Annotated in this window: 11 protein-coding genes; 2 read left to right on the forward strand and 9 right to left on the reverse strand. The window is 69.8% G+C overall.

Annotated elements, in window-relative coordinates; all coding sequences use genetic code 11:
* The first annotated feature begins 83 nt into the window (after window positions 1-83).
* Window positions 84-1124, forward strand: a complete 1041-nt coding sequence (locus ACIOWN_RS32500; protein ID WP_362348867.1) for an amidohydrolase family protein — start codon at window positions 84-86, stop codon at window positions 1122-1124.
* 86 nt (window positions 1125-1210) lie between these two features.
* On the opposite strand, the gene ACIOWN_RS32505 is transcribed toward ACIOWN_RS32500, so the two are convergent.
* From ACIOWN_RS32505 to ACIOWN_RS32540, 8 genes are all read right to left on the reverse strand, one after another.
* Window positions 1211-4114: a glycoside hydrolase family 3 C-terminal domain-containing protein gene (locus ACIOWN_RS32505; RefSeq protein WP_401984204.1), complete on the reverse strand. Its 2904-nt coding sequence runs from the start codon at window positions 4112-4114 to the stop codon at window positions 1211-1213.
* 41 nt (window positions 4115-4155) lie between these two features.
* The gene (locus ACIOWN_RS32510) at window positions 4156-5166 is read right to left on the reverse strand and encodes a LacI family DNA-binding transcriptional regulator (protein WP_401984205.1); all 1011 of its coding nucleotides are present in this window, start codon (window positions 5164-5166) and stop codon (window positions 4156-4158) included.
* 31 nt (window positions 5167-5197) lie between these two features.
* Entirely contained in the window at window positions 5198-7486 is a 2289-nt protein-coding gene (yicI, locus tag ACIOWN_RS32515; RefSeq protein WP_401984206.1) for an alpha-xylosidase, read from the reverse strand.
* An 11-nt stretch (window positions 7487-7497) separates the two neighbouring features.
* Complete coding sequence (locus tag ACIOWN_RS32520) at window positions 7498-8325, reverse strand: carbohydrate ABC transporter permease (protein ID WP_401984208.1); 828 nt, start codon at window positions 8323-8325, stop codon at window positions 7498-7500.
* A complete protein-coding gene (locus ACIOWN_RS32525) occupies window positions 8322-9290 on the reverse strand; it encodes a carbohydrate ABC transporter permease (RefSeq protein ID WP_401984210.1) in 969 nt (322 codons plus the stop codon). Before ACIOWN_RS32525 ends, ACIOWN_RS32520 begins: the two co-directional genes overlap by 4 nt.
* Window positions 9287-10579: an ABC transporter substrate-binding protein gene (locus ACIOWN_RS32530; protein ID WP_401984211.1), complete on the reverse strand. Its 1293-nt coding sequence runs from the start codon at window positions 10577-10579 to the stop codon at window positions 9287-9289. The genes ACIOWN_RS32525 and ACIOWN_RS32530 overlap by 4 nt, the downstream gene beginning before the upstream one ends.
* A 38-nt stretch (window positions 10580-10617) precedes the next feature.
* Window positions 10618-11280, reverse strand: a complete 663-nt coding sequence (locus ACIOWN_RS32535; protein ID WP_401984213.1) for a hypothetical protein — start codon at window positions 11278-11280, stop codon at window positions 10618-10620.
* Window positions 11281-11567: 287 nt separating this feature from the next.
* Window positions 11568-11771 carry a cold-shock protein gene (locus tag ACIOWN_RS32540; RefSeq protein ID WP_362348855.1) on the reverse strand — a complete coding sequence of 68 codons (204 nt, stop codon included), beginning with the start codon at window positions 11769-11771 and terminating at the stop codon, window positions 11568-11570.
* Between the two features lie 605 nt (window positions 11772-12376).
* Here ACIOWN_RS32540 and ACIOWN_RS32545 point away from each other — a divergent pair.
* Window positions 12377-13528: an MBL fold metallo-hydrolase gene (locus ACIOWN_RS32545; protein WP_362348853.1), complete on the forward strand. Its 1152-nt coding sequence runs from the start codon at window positions 12377-12379 to the stop codon at window positions 13526-13528.
* A 104-nt stretch (window positions 13529-13632) separates the two neighbouring features.
* On the opposite strand, the gene ACIOWN_RS32550 is transcribed toward ACIOWN_RS32545, so the two are convergent.
* A complete protein-coding gene (locus ACIOWN_RS32550) occupies window positions 13633-14451 on the reverse strand; it encodes a fumarylacetoacetate hydrolase family protein (RefSeq protein WP_401984215.1) in 819 nt (272 codons plus the stop codon).
* Window position 14452: the final 1 nt, after the last annotated feature.

Genomic DNA, 14452 nt, shown 5'->3' on the forward strand with positions numbered 1-14452 from the left:
CCGCGGCCCGGAACGCGGAGCCTCCTTCACAGGCACGACTTCTCGGGCGTCACCGGCGTCACCACAGAAACGGGAGCCTGTCCATGACAGATATACAGACGGCCGCGGGTACGGCCCCGCTGACCGGCATAGCCAACAGCGGGCCGACCGGGGCGGGCGAGGGCGACGCACGCCGGGCGCGTGTGGACGTGCACCATCACTACACCGCGCCGGAATGGCTCGACTGGGCGGAGAGACAAGAGATCGTCCAGCGGGGGAACCTGCCGCGGTGGACCCAGTGGGACCTCGGCACGGCTCTCGGAATGATGGACGCGGCGGGCATCCGGACCAGCGTGTTCACCGTCGCGATGCTGGGCCGCATCCAGGATCCGAAGGTCCGCAAGGAAAGCGCCCATGTCGCCCTGCAGGCCGCCGGCGACCTCGCCGCAAGCCATCCCGGCCGCTTCGCCTTCTACACCCCCCTGTTCCTCGACAGCCCCGAGCTCTCCATGTGGTCGCTCACCCACGGAATGGACGAACTCGGGGCTGTCGGCGTCAGTGTGCGCACCAGCGTCAAGGGTGTCTACCTCGGCCATCCCGACCAGGACAGAATCCTGGCGGAGCTGAACGAGCGCTCGGCCGTCGTCAGTACGCACCCGATGGACGTTCCCGGAGGCGGCGCGGAGCTGGAGGGCGTACCGCCGTTCCTGTGCGACTTCCTGATGGACACCACACGGGCGGCGATCAGCCTCATCCTCAACGGGACCCTGGACCGCTACCCGGACATCACCTTCATCCTCCCGCACGGGGGCGGCTTCCTGCCGTACATCGCCGGTCGCGTCGAGGTGTTCAGCGACCACCTGACGCCCAAGGTGGAACGCGCCCGGGTCCGTGACTACCTGCACCGCTTCTACTACGACACGGCCGGCCCCATGTCCCCGTCGTCCACGCCGAGTCTGCTGTCCACCGTGGACCCCTCCCGCATTCTCTACGGCAGTGACTGGCCACCCACCCCGGCACACCTGGTCACGGATGTCACCGCACCCGCGCTCGACAACGACCCCGCCCTCGACGAACAACAGCGCCGCTGCATCAACCGCGACAACGCGCACCGTCTTCTTCCGGCGCTCGCCGCTCGCCGGTAGCGGCCTGCCGCCCGCGAACCGGGCGTCGCCGAGACCGCCCAGCACTCGTCGAGGCCCGGCAGCTCGCCCCCGCGAGCCTTGCGAACTCAGCGCAGGCTGAAGGCCGACATACGCAGCCCCATGCTCAGCACCAGGTAGACGTCCGCACGGCCTTTCGCGTCCGCCGCCAGCGGCGCCGTCACCGCCCTGTGGGTGTACGGGGACGATGTGCCGTCGAAGCGTGCCGAGCCGACGATCCTGCCGCCGGGCGAGCCGATGCGCACCGCGAGCGTGCCGGACGCCCCAGCCAGCTCGGCGGTCAACCGGGTGGCGCCGGAGCCCAGTTGCGTGTCCGCGAACTTCAGCCACGCCCCGTCGGCCGTCGCGGCCGCCGCCGTTCCCCTCGACTTCGACTCGTCCACCAGGCTGATCGCGCGGTAGTCGTCGAAGTTCTCGGCCCGTGTCGCCTTCCCGAGGTCCCGGGGCGGGATGGTCTCGCCCTGGACCTTGAGCGACGTACGTGCCCGGATGTCCGCCGACGACGCGCCGGCCATCACGTCGTACGTCCCCGTCTCCACCACCCACTTCGAGCGCGTGACGTCCCAGTGCGCGAGATCCGACGGCGCCAGCCTCAGCCGCACCGTCTTCGTCCCGCCCGGCTTCAGGGACACCCGCGCGTACGCCCTCAACTGCCTCAGCGGCTGCTTGTCACGGGACGTCCGCTGGTGGACGTACAACTGGACCACCTCGTCGCCGGCCCGCCGCCCCGTGTTCGTCACCGCCACCTCGTACCCGTCCGGGACCCGCTTCAGCCCGCCGTAGCGGAACGCCGTGTACGACAGTCCGTAGCCGAACGGGTACAGCGGCCGGCCCTTCAAGTACTGGTACGTCCGGTCGGACTTGATGATGTCGTAGTCGAGGATGGAGGGGAGGCCGGACGCGGACCGGTACCAGGTCTGGGTGAGGCGGCCCGCCGGGTTCGCGTCGCCGTACAGGAGATCGGCGAGGGCGTTGCCCGTCTCCTGGCCCGCGTGCGTGGTCCACAGCAGGGCCGGGACCTCCTTCTGCAGCGCTCCGAGGGTGGTGGGGTAGCTGTTCTCCACGACCACCACGGTCCGGGGGTTGGCCCGGCGGACCGCCTTGACCAGCGCCTCCTGGGAGGGCGCCAGGCCCATGTCCGTGCGGTCGTGCGCCTCGCGGCCGTTGATCGCGGGCATCGAGCCGACCACGACCACGGCCGTGTCCCTGCCCCTGACCGCGGCGACCGCCTCGTCGACGCCGCTGCGGACCACGTCCTTCGCGTAGTGCGCCGCTTGGTCCTTCGGTACGAGGCCGAGCGTGCCGTCCGCGCCGGCCGGGCCGAGGTAGAACGGGTTCGACCACCAGGACTCGCCGGTCTCGTACCCCGCGTACCGCAGCAGGTACGTCCCGTCGGCCTGCCGTTCCAGCTCGAACTGCTGCTGCACGAACCAGCCGTTGGGCTGGGTCTGGTCATTCACGAAATCCGACCAGTTGTAGCCGACGTACCTGCCGTTGGCCGCCGAGCGCAGGGTGACGATGCCCGAACCCCAGTCGAAGACGTCGAACTGCGCACGCACACCGGCGTCCGCCGTCTCCTTCAGGGCCGCCCCCGCCTCGCCCGTGCCCGCCGTCACGTACTTCCCGTTCGCCGTGTCCTTCAGGGCGATCCGGTCCACACCCTCGCTGCTCGTCACCGGAGTGCCGAGCTTGGCCGCGATGCCGTCCTTCGGCGTGACCGCGTAGGGGAGGGCGCCGGAGTACCAGTCGGTGCAGAGGGTGTCGGCGAGCGGGCCGACCACGGCGGCACTGGAGGACTTCTTCAGCGGCAGAGCTCCGTCGTTCTTCAGGAGCACCGCCGCCTCGGTCGCCGCCGTGCGCGCCAGCTTCCGGTGCGCGGGGCTGTCGATGACGGACTCGTCGATTGATCCGTATCTGCCGCCCCCCGGGTCGAACTCGCCGAGCCGGACGCGGATGCTCAGGATGTGACGGACGGCGGTGTCGATGTCCGAGGACTTCAACAGTCCGCTGGACAGCGCCGACTTGACAGCCGCCGTGGTCGGTCCGGGATCGGCGTCGTTGTCGGTGAAGCTGTCGATGCCCGCCTTCAGCGCCGCCGCGTCCGCCTCCGCCTGGGTGCCGTAGTAGCCCTGGCTGCCGGTCAGGTTGCCGGGCGCGAAGGCGTCCGTCACGTTCAGCAGGTCCCGCGAGGTCCAGGCGCGCACGGTGTCGTTCAAGGCGGGGTCCACGGTGGCTGGGCGGCCGTTGACGAGGTTGTAGGAGGACATCACCCCGGTTGCCGCGTCCGCCTCGATCGCGGGCCTGAAGGCCTGTTCGTCGTACTCCTTCAGCACGCGCGGGCGCAGTTCGGAGGATGTGGTGTCGCGCCGGTACTCGTTGTTGTTGGCGAGGAAGTGCTTGAGGGTGGGAGCCGTCTTGAGGTGGTCCGGGTCGCCGCCGGTCAGACCGGTGCCGTACGCGGTGGAGATCGAGCCGGTGAGGTAGGGGTCCTCGGAGTAGCCTTCCTCGTTGCGGCCCCAGCGGGGGTCGCGCAGCAGGTTCACCACGGGCGCCCACAGATTGAGGCCCCAGCCGGCCGGGCGTTCCCGCTGGAAGCCGCGCGCCTCGTCGCCGACCGCCGAGCCGACCTGCCGGATCAGCTCCGGGTCCCAGGTGGAGGCGAGTCCGACGTCCTGCGGGAACACGGTGGTCCTGCCGAGCCAGGCCACTCCGTGCAGGGCCTCGGTGCCGGTGCGGAACTCCCGGACACCGAGGCGGGGGATCGCGGGCTCGTACTGGTGGAGAAGGGAGATCCGCTCGTCGGGCGTCAGCCGGGAGAGCAGGTCGTCGACGCGCCGGTCGACGGGCAGGCGCGGGTCGCGGAAGGGGTACACGGGGTCGCCGGCGTGGGCGGGAGCTGTGGCGCTCAGGCCCGCGATCAGGGCGAGCGCCACGGCGAGGGTGGTTCTGCGTCTTCCTCTGGTGCCTTTCATGTCACGGCTCCTTCGGCAAGTGCTGCGCTGGGTGTGGAACTTCAGGGGACGTCGCGCGGCTTGGTGCTCGCGCGGTCCGTCAGCCGGGGCGGCAGCAGCGTCGCCTCGGGTACGGCCGTGCCGTCCAGCTTCTTCATCAGCAACTCCACGGCCAGCGCGCCAAGTTCGGCGGACGGCAGGGCGACCGAGGTGACGGGGACGCGGAGGGATTCGGCGAGCTCGTCGGGGCAGATCGCGGTGACGGACAGGTCACCGGGGACGCGCAGTCCGAGCCGTTCGAAGGCGTCGATCAGCGGCTCCAGGACGGCCTCGTTGTGCACGACCACCCCGGTCAGCGCGGGCTGCCCGCGCAGCATCTGCTCGGCGATGCGGCGGGCGGCCGCGGGTGTGGCCTCGCACGGGTGGACGGAGGACGCGAGCCCGTTGCGGTCGGCGGCGGCCGTGAACCCCTGTACCACCCGCTCGGCGAACGCCGTCTCCCGCACGTACACCTCGGGCGGCGACCCGACCAGCGCGACGACGCGGTGCCCCAGCCCCGCCAGCCGCTCCACGCACAGCTCGCCCGCCGCCCTGAAGTCGAGGTCGACGCAGGTGAGCCCGCCGGGCTCCAGGGGAAACCCGATCATCACCGAGGGCCGGTCGAGCGACCGCAGCAACGGCAGCCGTGGATCGCGCAGTTGTACGTCCATGACGATCAGCGCGTCCACCAGAGCGGTGTCCGCGACCCTGCGCAGTCCCTCGTCGCCCTCCTCCTGGGTGAGCAGCAGCACGTCGTGGTCGTGCCCGCGCGCGGTGGTCACCACCGACACCGAGAACTGCATGGCCACCGGGACATGGATGCCGGAGCGCAGCGGGACGACCAGCGCCAGGACGTTCGACCTGCTGCTGGCCAGCGCCCGGGCACCGGCGTGCGGCCGGTAGCCCAGCTCGCGGATGGACGCCTCGACGCGCCGGCGGGTCTCCTCGGAGATGGGGCGCTTGCCGCTGAGGGCGTACGAGACGGTGCTCGGGGACACACCCGCGTGCCGTGCCACGTCCGTGATCTTCACCATCGTCAGTCCAGCTCCAGTGGGGGAGGAACCATCAGGCCGCCTTCAGCTCCAGCGACAGGAATCCGGTGCCCGCGGGCGCCCGCGCGATCCGCTCCCCGCAGGCCAGCGCCCAGGGTGCGGCCGGGTCGGTGCCCGCGGCCCGCAGCGTGTCGCCCTCCCGGACGACGGTGAACGTGACATCCCCCACCGGCACGCTCACCCGCGCCCCGGGATCCAGCCCGTACGCGCGCAGGGTGACGCCGTCGGCGTACGGGTAGTCGGGCCGGTCGTCCACCGCGCCCACCGGGATCACCGCACCCGGCCTGACCAGCAGCGGAACGCTGGAGAACCCGTGCCGCTCGCGCACCCAGCGCGGGCCGGTCACGGTGTGCCCGTCGAGGAAGTGGGTCCACGTCCCCTCGGGCACGTAGTACGAGACGTCTCCCTCGTCGTCGAAGACCGGAGCGACGAGCAGATCGGGCCCGAGCATGTACTGCCGCTCCAGATGCGCGCAGCCGGGGTCGTCCGGGAACTCCAGCACCATCGCCCGCATCACCGGCACCCCCTCCGCGCGGGCGGCGCGGGCGGCCTCGTACAGGTACGGCATGAGGCGCATCTTCAGCCGGGTGAACAGCCTGAGGACGTCCACGGCCTCCTCGTCGAACAGCCAGGGCACACGGTACGACGAGGAGCCGTGCAGCCGGCTGTGCGAGGACAGCAGCCCGAAGGCGATCCACCGTTTGAGCAGCGCCGGGGTCGGGGTGCCCTCGAAGCCCCCGATGTCGTGGCTCCAGAACCCGAAGCCGGACAGCCCGAGACTGAGCCCGCCGCGCAGCGACTCGGCCATCGACTCGTAGGTGGCCTCGCAGTCACCGCCCCAGTGCACGGGGAAGCGCTGGCTGCCGGCGGTCGCCGAGCGCGCGAAGACGACGGCCTCGTCCTCGCCCCGGTGCTTGCGCAGCACCTCGAAGACGGTGCGGTTGTACAGGTACGTGTAGTAGTTGTGCATCCGCTCCGGGTCCGAGCCGTCCGCGTAGGCCACGTCGACCGGGATCCGCTCGCCGAAGTCGGTCTTGAAGCAGTCGACGCCCTGTGCGAGCAGCGCCTCCAGTTTGGACGCGTACCAGTCGCGGGCGGCCGGGCTGGTGAAGTCGACGAGCGCCATGCCCGGCTGCCACAGGTCCCACTGCCACACGCTGCCGTCGCGCCTTGTGAGCAGATGGCCCAGGGCCTTTCCCTCGGCGAAGAGGGGCGAGCGCTGCGCGATGTACGGGTTGATCCAGACGCAGATGTGGAGGCCTTTGGCCTTCAACCGGGCCAGCATGCCCTCCGGGTCGGGGAACACTCGCGGATCCCACCGGAAGTCGCACCAGTTGAACTCGCGCATCCAGAAGCAGTCGAAGTGGAAGACGGACAGCGGCAGTTCGCGTTCCCTCATGCCGTCGATGAAGGAGGTGACGGTGGCCTCGTCGTACGAGGTGGTGAAGGAGGTGGACAGCCACAGGCCGAACGACCAGGCGGGCGGGAGCGCCGGGCGGCCGGTGAGGGCCGTGTACGTGCGCAGGATGTCCTTCGGGGTGCGCCCGTGGATGACGTAGTACGTCAACTGCTGGCTCTGCACGCTGAACTGGACCCGGGACACCGCCTCCGAGCCGACCTCGAAGGACACCTTGCCCGGATGGTCGACGAAGACGCCGTATCCCGCGTTCGTCAGGTAGAACGGGGCGTTCTTGTAGGCCTGTTCCGTCGCCGTGCCGCCGTCGGCGTTCCACATGTCGACGACCTGGCCGTTCTTGACGAGCGGCCCGAAGCGTTCACCGAGGCCGTACACCGAGGTGCCGATGCCCAGACTCAGCTGCTCCCGCAGGTAGTGGGCGCCGGTGGCGTCGTGCATGATGCCCATGCCCTTGCGGCCGCTGCTGGTGAGGACGCGGCCGTGGGCGAGGAAGTCGACGTGCCAGGGCCCGGTGCGGGCGACGCGCACCGACAGGGTCCCGGAGGTCAGGGTGGCGTACTCGTCGTCGTACTCGACCTGCGCGGTGCCGCCTTCCGGCGGACGCCCCCCGGGACCCGGGAGGTCGTCCCGCCGTACCTCGAACCGCGGCCCTTGGGGCTGCTCGCCCTGGAAATGGGTGATCGTGAGGCCGATGACGTTCGGCATCGGCGCGTGGGCGCTGATCGTCACGACCGGTCCCTTCAGCAGGTCGCCGCGGTGGCGGATGGGCTGGGTCGGCGCGTGGATCTCCAGGACTCCCGCCGAGGCGGTCACGTCCAGGACCTCGACCGGGTGGGCCGCGGTGACGCCTTCGCGCAGCAGCCAGTAGCCGTCGGTGAACTTCAAGCGCGTACCCCCTACTTGACGGCACCCACGGCGATGCCGCGGGTGAGAGTCCGCTGGAAGACGAGGAAGAAGACGAGGGCGGGCAGGACGCCCAGCAGGGCCGCCGCGTTGGTCATCGTGGCGTCCATCAGACGTTGGCCCTGGAGGACGCCGAGCGCCACCGACACCGTCTGGTTGTCGTTGGAGATCAGCATGACCAGGGGGAGCAGGAACTCGTTCCATGTCCAGATGAAGAAGAAGACGAGCAGCACGCCGATGGTGGGGCGGCTGACGGGGACCACGATCCGCCACAGCACCTGCCACCTGTTCGCCCCGTCGATCCGGGCGGCCTCGATGATCTCGCGCGGGAAACGGCCCAGCACGGAGGAGAGCAGATAGGTGCCGAAGGCTGCCTGGAGCACCGTGAAGACGATGATCACGCTGAGCCGGGTGTCGTAGAGGCCGGCCTGCTTGCTCAGGTGGTACAGCGGGTAGACCAGCGCCTCCTGCGGCAGCATGTTGGCGAGGACGAAGAAGGCCAGCACCCAGGTGCGGCCCTTGATGCGCCCGATGCCGATGGCGTACGCGTTGAGGATCGACAGGGCCGCCGCCAGGACCGCGACACAGCCGCTGATCAGCACCGAGTTGACGAGCTTCTGGCCGTAGTCGACGCGCTGCCAGAAGTCCTTGAGGCCGTCCAGGTACAAGCCCCGCGGCAGGCTCAGCGGTCCGTGCTGGGAGTACTCGGCCGGCGACTTGACCGCGTTGACGGCGACGATCAGGAACGGCACCACCATGAACAGGGCCGCGATGCAGAGCGCCACGAGAACGGGGTAGCGGCGCAGGGCACTCGTCGTCATGTGCGGACCCCTTCCTCGGCGTCCTCGGCACGGGTCTGGAGCTTCAGGCCGATCAGCGAGAGCAGCATGATGATCACGGTCAGCACGGTGGAGATCGCTGCGCCGTAACCGACCTGGGTCTTCTCGAAGAACGTGGTGAAGGAGAAGTACGACGGGACGTCGGTCGCGCCGCCCGGACCGCCCTTGGTGAGCACGTACACCGCGCCGAAGACCTTGAGCGCGGCGATGCTGCACCAGGTGAGCACGACCGAGATCTCGGGTCTGATCTGCGGCAGCGTGATGTGCCAGAAGCGGCGCCACCAGCCGGCGCCGTCCAGTTCCGCCGCCTCGTACAACTGAGGTTCGACGCGCTGGAGCCCCGCCATGAAGACGACGAGCGGGAAGCCGATCTGCACCCACACCATCACCCCCATCACGCTGTAGAGGGCGATGTCCGGGTCACCGAGCCAGTCCTGCTGCCAGGAACCGAGCCCGCCCGCGTTCAGCAGCGCGTTCAGGGTGCCGTTGTCAGGCGCGAGGATCCAGCTCCAGACGATGCCGGCGACCGCGATGGGAAGCACCTGGGGGAGGTAGAAGCAGGCGCGCAGGACGGTGGCCGTCCGGCTGCCGAAGTGCTTGCCGATGTGGTCGAACAGCGCGGCGGCCAGGACCAGTCCGAGCATCGTCGGCACGGCGGCCATGGCGACGACCATGAACAGGCTGTGCCGGAACGACGCCCAGAACTCCGAGTCGTCCATCAGCTCGCGGTAGTTGGCGAGCCCGGCCCACCGGGGACTGCCGACCCCCTGCCAGTCGGTGAGGCTCACACCGGTGTTCATCAGGAACGGCACGACGATGACGCCGAGGAAGGCGAGGACACCGGGGACGAGGAAGAGGGCGTAGGACTGGTGCGGGCGGGGGCGGCGCGCGCTGCTGTGCCGGTGCGCGCCGCCGGCCCGCGAGCCCCGTTCGACGGTGGCCGTCACTTCTTCGGCACACCCTTGTCGTACGCCTTCTGCAGCGCGTCGAGACAGGCGTCCGGTGTCGCGCTGCCCGTGATCAGCTTCTGTGTCTCGGAGACGAGGACGTCGTAGAAGCCGGGGACGGGCCAGTCGGGGTAGAAGGCCAGGCCGTCGCGGCCGGAGACGGTGTTGAAGTCGGCGATGAGGCTCTTGGCCCGCGGGTCGGTGATGGCGGACGGGTCCGCCGCCACGGGTACGCCGCCCTTGTTCCCCAGCAGGTTCTGGATCTTCTTCGACATGGTGATGTCGATGAAGTCGTACGCGAGTTCCTTGTTCCTGGCGCCCCGGGGGACGACCCAGAGGTTCCCGCCGGAGCCGAGGGTGAGGTCGGAACCGGGCCACAGGACGGTGCCCCAGTCGAACTTGTTCTCCGCCGTGAAGCGGCCGTACCACCAGCTCCCGCTGAACAGGACCGGGTTCTTGCCCTGGATGAAGGCGACACCGGCGTCCTCCGCCTTGGTGCCGCTGGACGTCTTGCTGATGTAGCCCTTCCTCACCCAGTCGGCGAAGGTGGTCGCGCCGTACGTCCAGGCGGCGTCGTGGAAGTCGGTCCTGCCCCGGTAGAGCTCGTACGAGTCGACCCAGGAGCGGTCGGCCTTCGACAGCGCCAGCTGGTACAGGTACTGCTGGGCCATGTACTCGGCGCCGGCGTTGGCGAGCGGCGTGACGCCCTTGGCGACGAACGTGTCCATCGCGGCGGTGAGGTCGTCGAAGGTCTTCGGCTCGGCGACCCCGTACTTCTTGAAGAGGGCCTTGTTGTAGAAGACCATGGTGTATTCGGCGTAGTTGGGTATCCCGTACCACTTGCCGGAGCCCATGACGCCGCCCGTGTCGTACTGGCTGGTGGTCTTCACTCCCGCGCTGAGCTTCTTGTCCCAGCCACGCTTGGTGACCTCGGAGGTCAGATCGGTGAGGAGTCCCTGCCGGGAGAGCAGGCCCGCGGTGGCGTTGCCCTTGTTGTACTCCATGATGTCGGGCGCGTCGGAGGAGTTGAGGACCATGGGCGCGGTCTTCTGGATCTGTTCGAAGCCCTTCTCCTCGAACTTCACCTTCACGCCCGGGTGTTCCGCCTCGAACTCCTTGACGGCCTCGCTCCAGGCGGCGCCCATCGCGCTGTCCGGGCCCTCGTAGTGCCACAGCCGGAGCGTCCTGCCGTCCGCGGAACCGCCGTCCGAGCCACCGCAGGAGACCAGGAGCAGGGATCCGGCGAGGACCGCCGCCGTCGCCACCACACGCCTTCGTGCCGTCAACATCGCGTGCCTCCAGGGGAGTCGGATGGAAATCAGGGACGTCACACAGCATTCGTCGAATCGCTTCGATGCATGACGTCGAAGCGCTTCGACGGTGGAAGGTAGGGGGAGGCGGGCGGCGCGTCAATGGGGTGGGCGCCGATCGGCCGATATTCGCGATCGGCATCGCGGCGATGCCCAGGTTGGGCTGCAGCACATGGTCGTCGACCGGTTCGGCCATCGGTGAGGGCGAACGCGCACCGGAAGGATTCCGCGGCGGCCGCCCAGTCGCTGCGGGCGGCGGCATCGAAGCCGTGCAGCACGGCCCGGACGGCCTGCATCCGGGGCGGCGAGTCCGGCGCGGGCCCGGCCACCAGCGCGGCCGGGTTCATCGCGCGCGGGGACCGGGCGCCGAACGCCGAGAGCGACGCGGCTGGCATCGCCGGCTGGGCCACCAGCGCCGCGTCCACGCCGACAGCGGCCTCGGCGGTCCGCGGGACGAGGTCGTAGCCGTCGTTCAGCGAGCGGGTGTTCCACTCGATCTGTCCCTGCAGCGCGAGCGGTTGCGCCCGCGGCAGCGGATCGGTCAGGTCCGTCGCGGCGGCCCGGGCGAGTGCCGAGGCGCGTGACGCGTGCGCGCCCAGCCAGGCCGAGGACGCGGCCAGGTACAGCCGCCGCCCGCGGGCCTCACCCCCCCCGCGGTGATCTCGGCGGCGCGGGCCCACGCGGCGGACGCGGCCTCATGTCCGCCACGGGCCGCGGCACGCCCGAAGGCGTACGGCGACCTGGTCGAGGGCGCCGACCACGTCCTCGTCGGGCCGGTCGGCGGCGGCCAGGTGCCAGGCCCGCCGCTCGGGGGCGCCGGTCAGCGCCCCGGCCTGTTCGCGGTCGCCGCCGCGCGGAAGGCCTGGATCCCGCGGCCGTCCGGCGGCCGGACCCGGTCGTCAGGCCCTCGCGGCACGAAAGAGGCGGGTTGCCTGTTCGGCAACCCGCCTCGCATCATCGTGAGCGGTCAGCCCCGGACGATGTTCTGCGCCTGCGGGCCCTTCTGGCCCTGGCCGATGTCAAAGGTGACGTGCTCGCCCTCGTTCAGCTCACGGTAGCCTGCGCCCTGGATCTCGGAGTAGTGGGCGAAGACGTCCGGGCCTCCGTCGTCCTGGGCGATGAAGCCATAGCCCTTTTCGGAGTTGAACCACTTCACGGTGCCGCTGGCCATACTGATATTCCTTCGTCCATGCCTGGGAACAGCCCTTGATCACGGGCATCCCCGACTCCCGTGGCTGGGGAGCCATCAGCCGTTCTACCCCGCACCGCTCGGTATACCCGTCCGGAACACGCGCAGGAGCGGCGCCGGCGTCGTTGAGGCGGAGGCCCGGGCCCGGTGAGCCGAGAAGTCCGCGCAGCGCCCACAAGGACCGGCCGGGCCGGGATGCCGCAGGGCCGTGAGGGCTGTATTCCATACAAAATCCTTTGTCGCCCCCCATCGGCTTTTGTATGGGAGCGGACAGGAAAGCCCGGCGCGGGTTTCGCGGAGCGAGGGGAAGGTGACGTGACCTGCATCACATCAAGTCTGGCTCCCGCTTTGCCCCATCCATCCACCGCGGCCCGAAGCGGCAGGTCAGAGGCGACCTCGGGGTCGCATCGCGGTTTCCTGTAGCGGCACAGGCCGACGGACAGGGGGTAAACCAGGGCTTACGGCTTCTATTGCTCGGCCTCAAACGGGCGTGCCAGTCTTCCCGGCAATTCGGCGCCGCAAGCCAATAGCGCGTACTGCCGACGACAGCGCAGAACTCGACCAGCCCATTACACACACCAAGGCGGATGACCATGTGCAATCTGTGCGGTCCTGAATCCCCTGCCGATGCCGGAAGCGGGGTCGCGCGGCGCTCCGTGCTGGCCGCCCTCGGTATCACCCCGGTGGTCCTCGGCCTCTCCGGCGCGACAGCGGCGGCGGCGGACACCCGTGCCCGACCCTCGGGCCGGGGGCCCGGCAAGGGTTCGTCGAGTGCGCTGGAGCTGGTGCTGCTGGGTACCAAGGCGGGCCCTCCGGTGGACCCGCTGCGGGCGGGGATCTCGACCGCTCTCGTCGTGGACGGCGCGACGTACGTGATCGACTGCGGGCGCTCGGCCGTCACCCAGTACGTGCGGTCCGGCCTCACACTGGCGTCCCTGAGCGGCATTTTCATCACCCATCTCCACGCCGACCACGTCGCCGACTACTACAACTTCTTCCTGCTCGGCGGCAGCGTCCCCAACCAGGAGCACGACAACCTCACCCGCCCTGTTCCCGTCTACGGTCCCGGACCGGCCGGCGGGCTCCCGCCGAAGTTCGGCGGCGGACAGGCGCCGACGGTCAACCCGGGCAGCCCGACGCCGGGCCTGAAGGCACTGACCGACGACTGCCACGCGGCGTACGCCTACAGCACGAACGTCTTCCTGCGCGACATGGGCATCCAGGACATCCGCGCCCTTGCCGATGTGCACGAGATCGAGATCCCCGAGGTCGGTGCCACCTACGAGAACACCGCGCCCGCGATGAAGCCGTTCGTCGTGATGGAGGACGACCGTGTGAAGGTCTCCGCGATCCTGGTGCCGCACGGACCGGTGTTCCCCTCCTTCGCCTTCCGCTTCGACACCGACCACGGCTCGGTCACGTTCTCCGGCGACACGACCTACAGCGACAATGTGATCGCCCTGGCCAGGGGCTCGGACGTACTGGTCCACGAGGCGATCAGCGTCGAGGGGCTCGACGCCCCCGCGGTCTTCGTCGACCACCTGCTGCAATCCCATGTCGAGGTCCAGAAGATCGGTCCGATCGCCCAGCGGGCCGGGGTCGACATGCTCGTGCTTTCGCACATCTCCGAGGTCGCCCGCAACCCGATCGACGTCCACAAGTGGAAGAAGTGGGCACAGCGGGGGTACGACGGCAAGGTGATCGTCGGCGAGGACCTCCAGCGGATCAAGCTCGCCTGACCCCGGCCCGGGCCCCGCGCCGGTGCCTGGCGTCGCGTCGACCCGACGGGCCCGGCCCGGTACGTCCCCTGAGGGGGCGTACCGGGCCGGCGGCGCAGCGGGGCTCAGGTGATCGGGGTGGACACCGTTCCGATACCGTCGATGGTCACCTCGACCAGGTCCCCGGGCCGCAGGTACCTCCGCGGCGAGCGAGCCCTTCCCACCCCACCGGGGGTGCCGGTGAGAATCAGGTCTCCCGGGTGCAGCGGCAGCATGGTCGACACGTAGGCGACCAGGTGGGCCGGAGTGAACAACAGGTCCGCGATCCTGTGTTCCTGCACCCGGGTGCCGTTGAGCGTGGTGCGCAGCACGGCGGTTGCGGGATCGAACTCGTCGGGCGTGGTCAGGACCGGGCCGATGGGAGTGGAACGTGCCCAGATCTTGCCCTGCAGCCACTCCGTCGTGCGGTACTGCCACCCCCGCATGGAGATGTCGTTGGCCACCGTGAAACCGGCGATGTACTGGTCCGCCTCTTCCTCACGGACCTTGTACGCGGTCCGTCCGACGACGACGGCGAGTTCTCCCTCCCAGTCCATCTCCGGATCCTCCGCCACGGCCGGCACCGCGTCAGCCGGGCCGGTCAAGGTGTCGGCGAACTTCGCGAAGAGGGTGGGATGAGCGGGGAGTTCCCGGCCCATCTCCCGAATGTGGCTCGTGTAGTTGAGGCCCGCGCACAGCACCTTCGACGGACGCGGTACGACGGTCCGCACATCGACGTCGCCCCTGCGGTGCCGGCGCCCGGTGGCGTTGGCCGCGATCCGCCGCCAGTCCTCGTTTGCCAGCAGGGAACCGACGTCGGCGTGACCGGGGAGTTCGGTGAACTCGTCACCGTCCAGGCGGGCTGCGCATGTGCCCTGTCGGGTGCGCACGGTTGCCAGTCTCACT

This window comes from Streptomyces sp. NPDC087787 (assembly GCF_044743035.1).
Classification (GTDB): Bacteria; Actinomycetota; Actinomycetes; order Streptomycetales; family Streptomycetaceae; genus Streptomyces.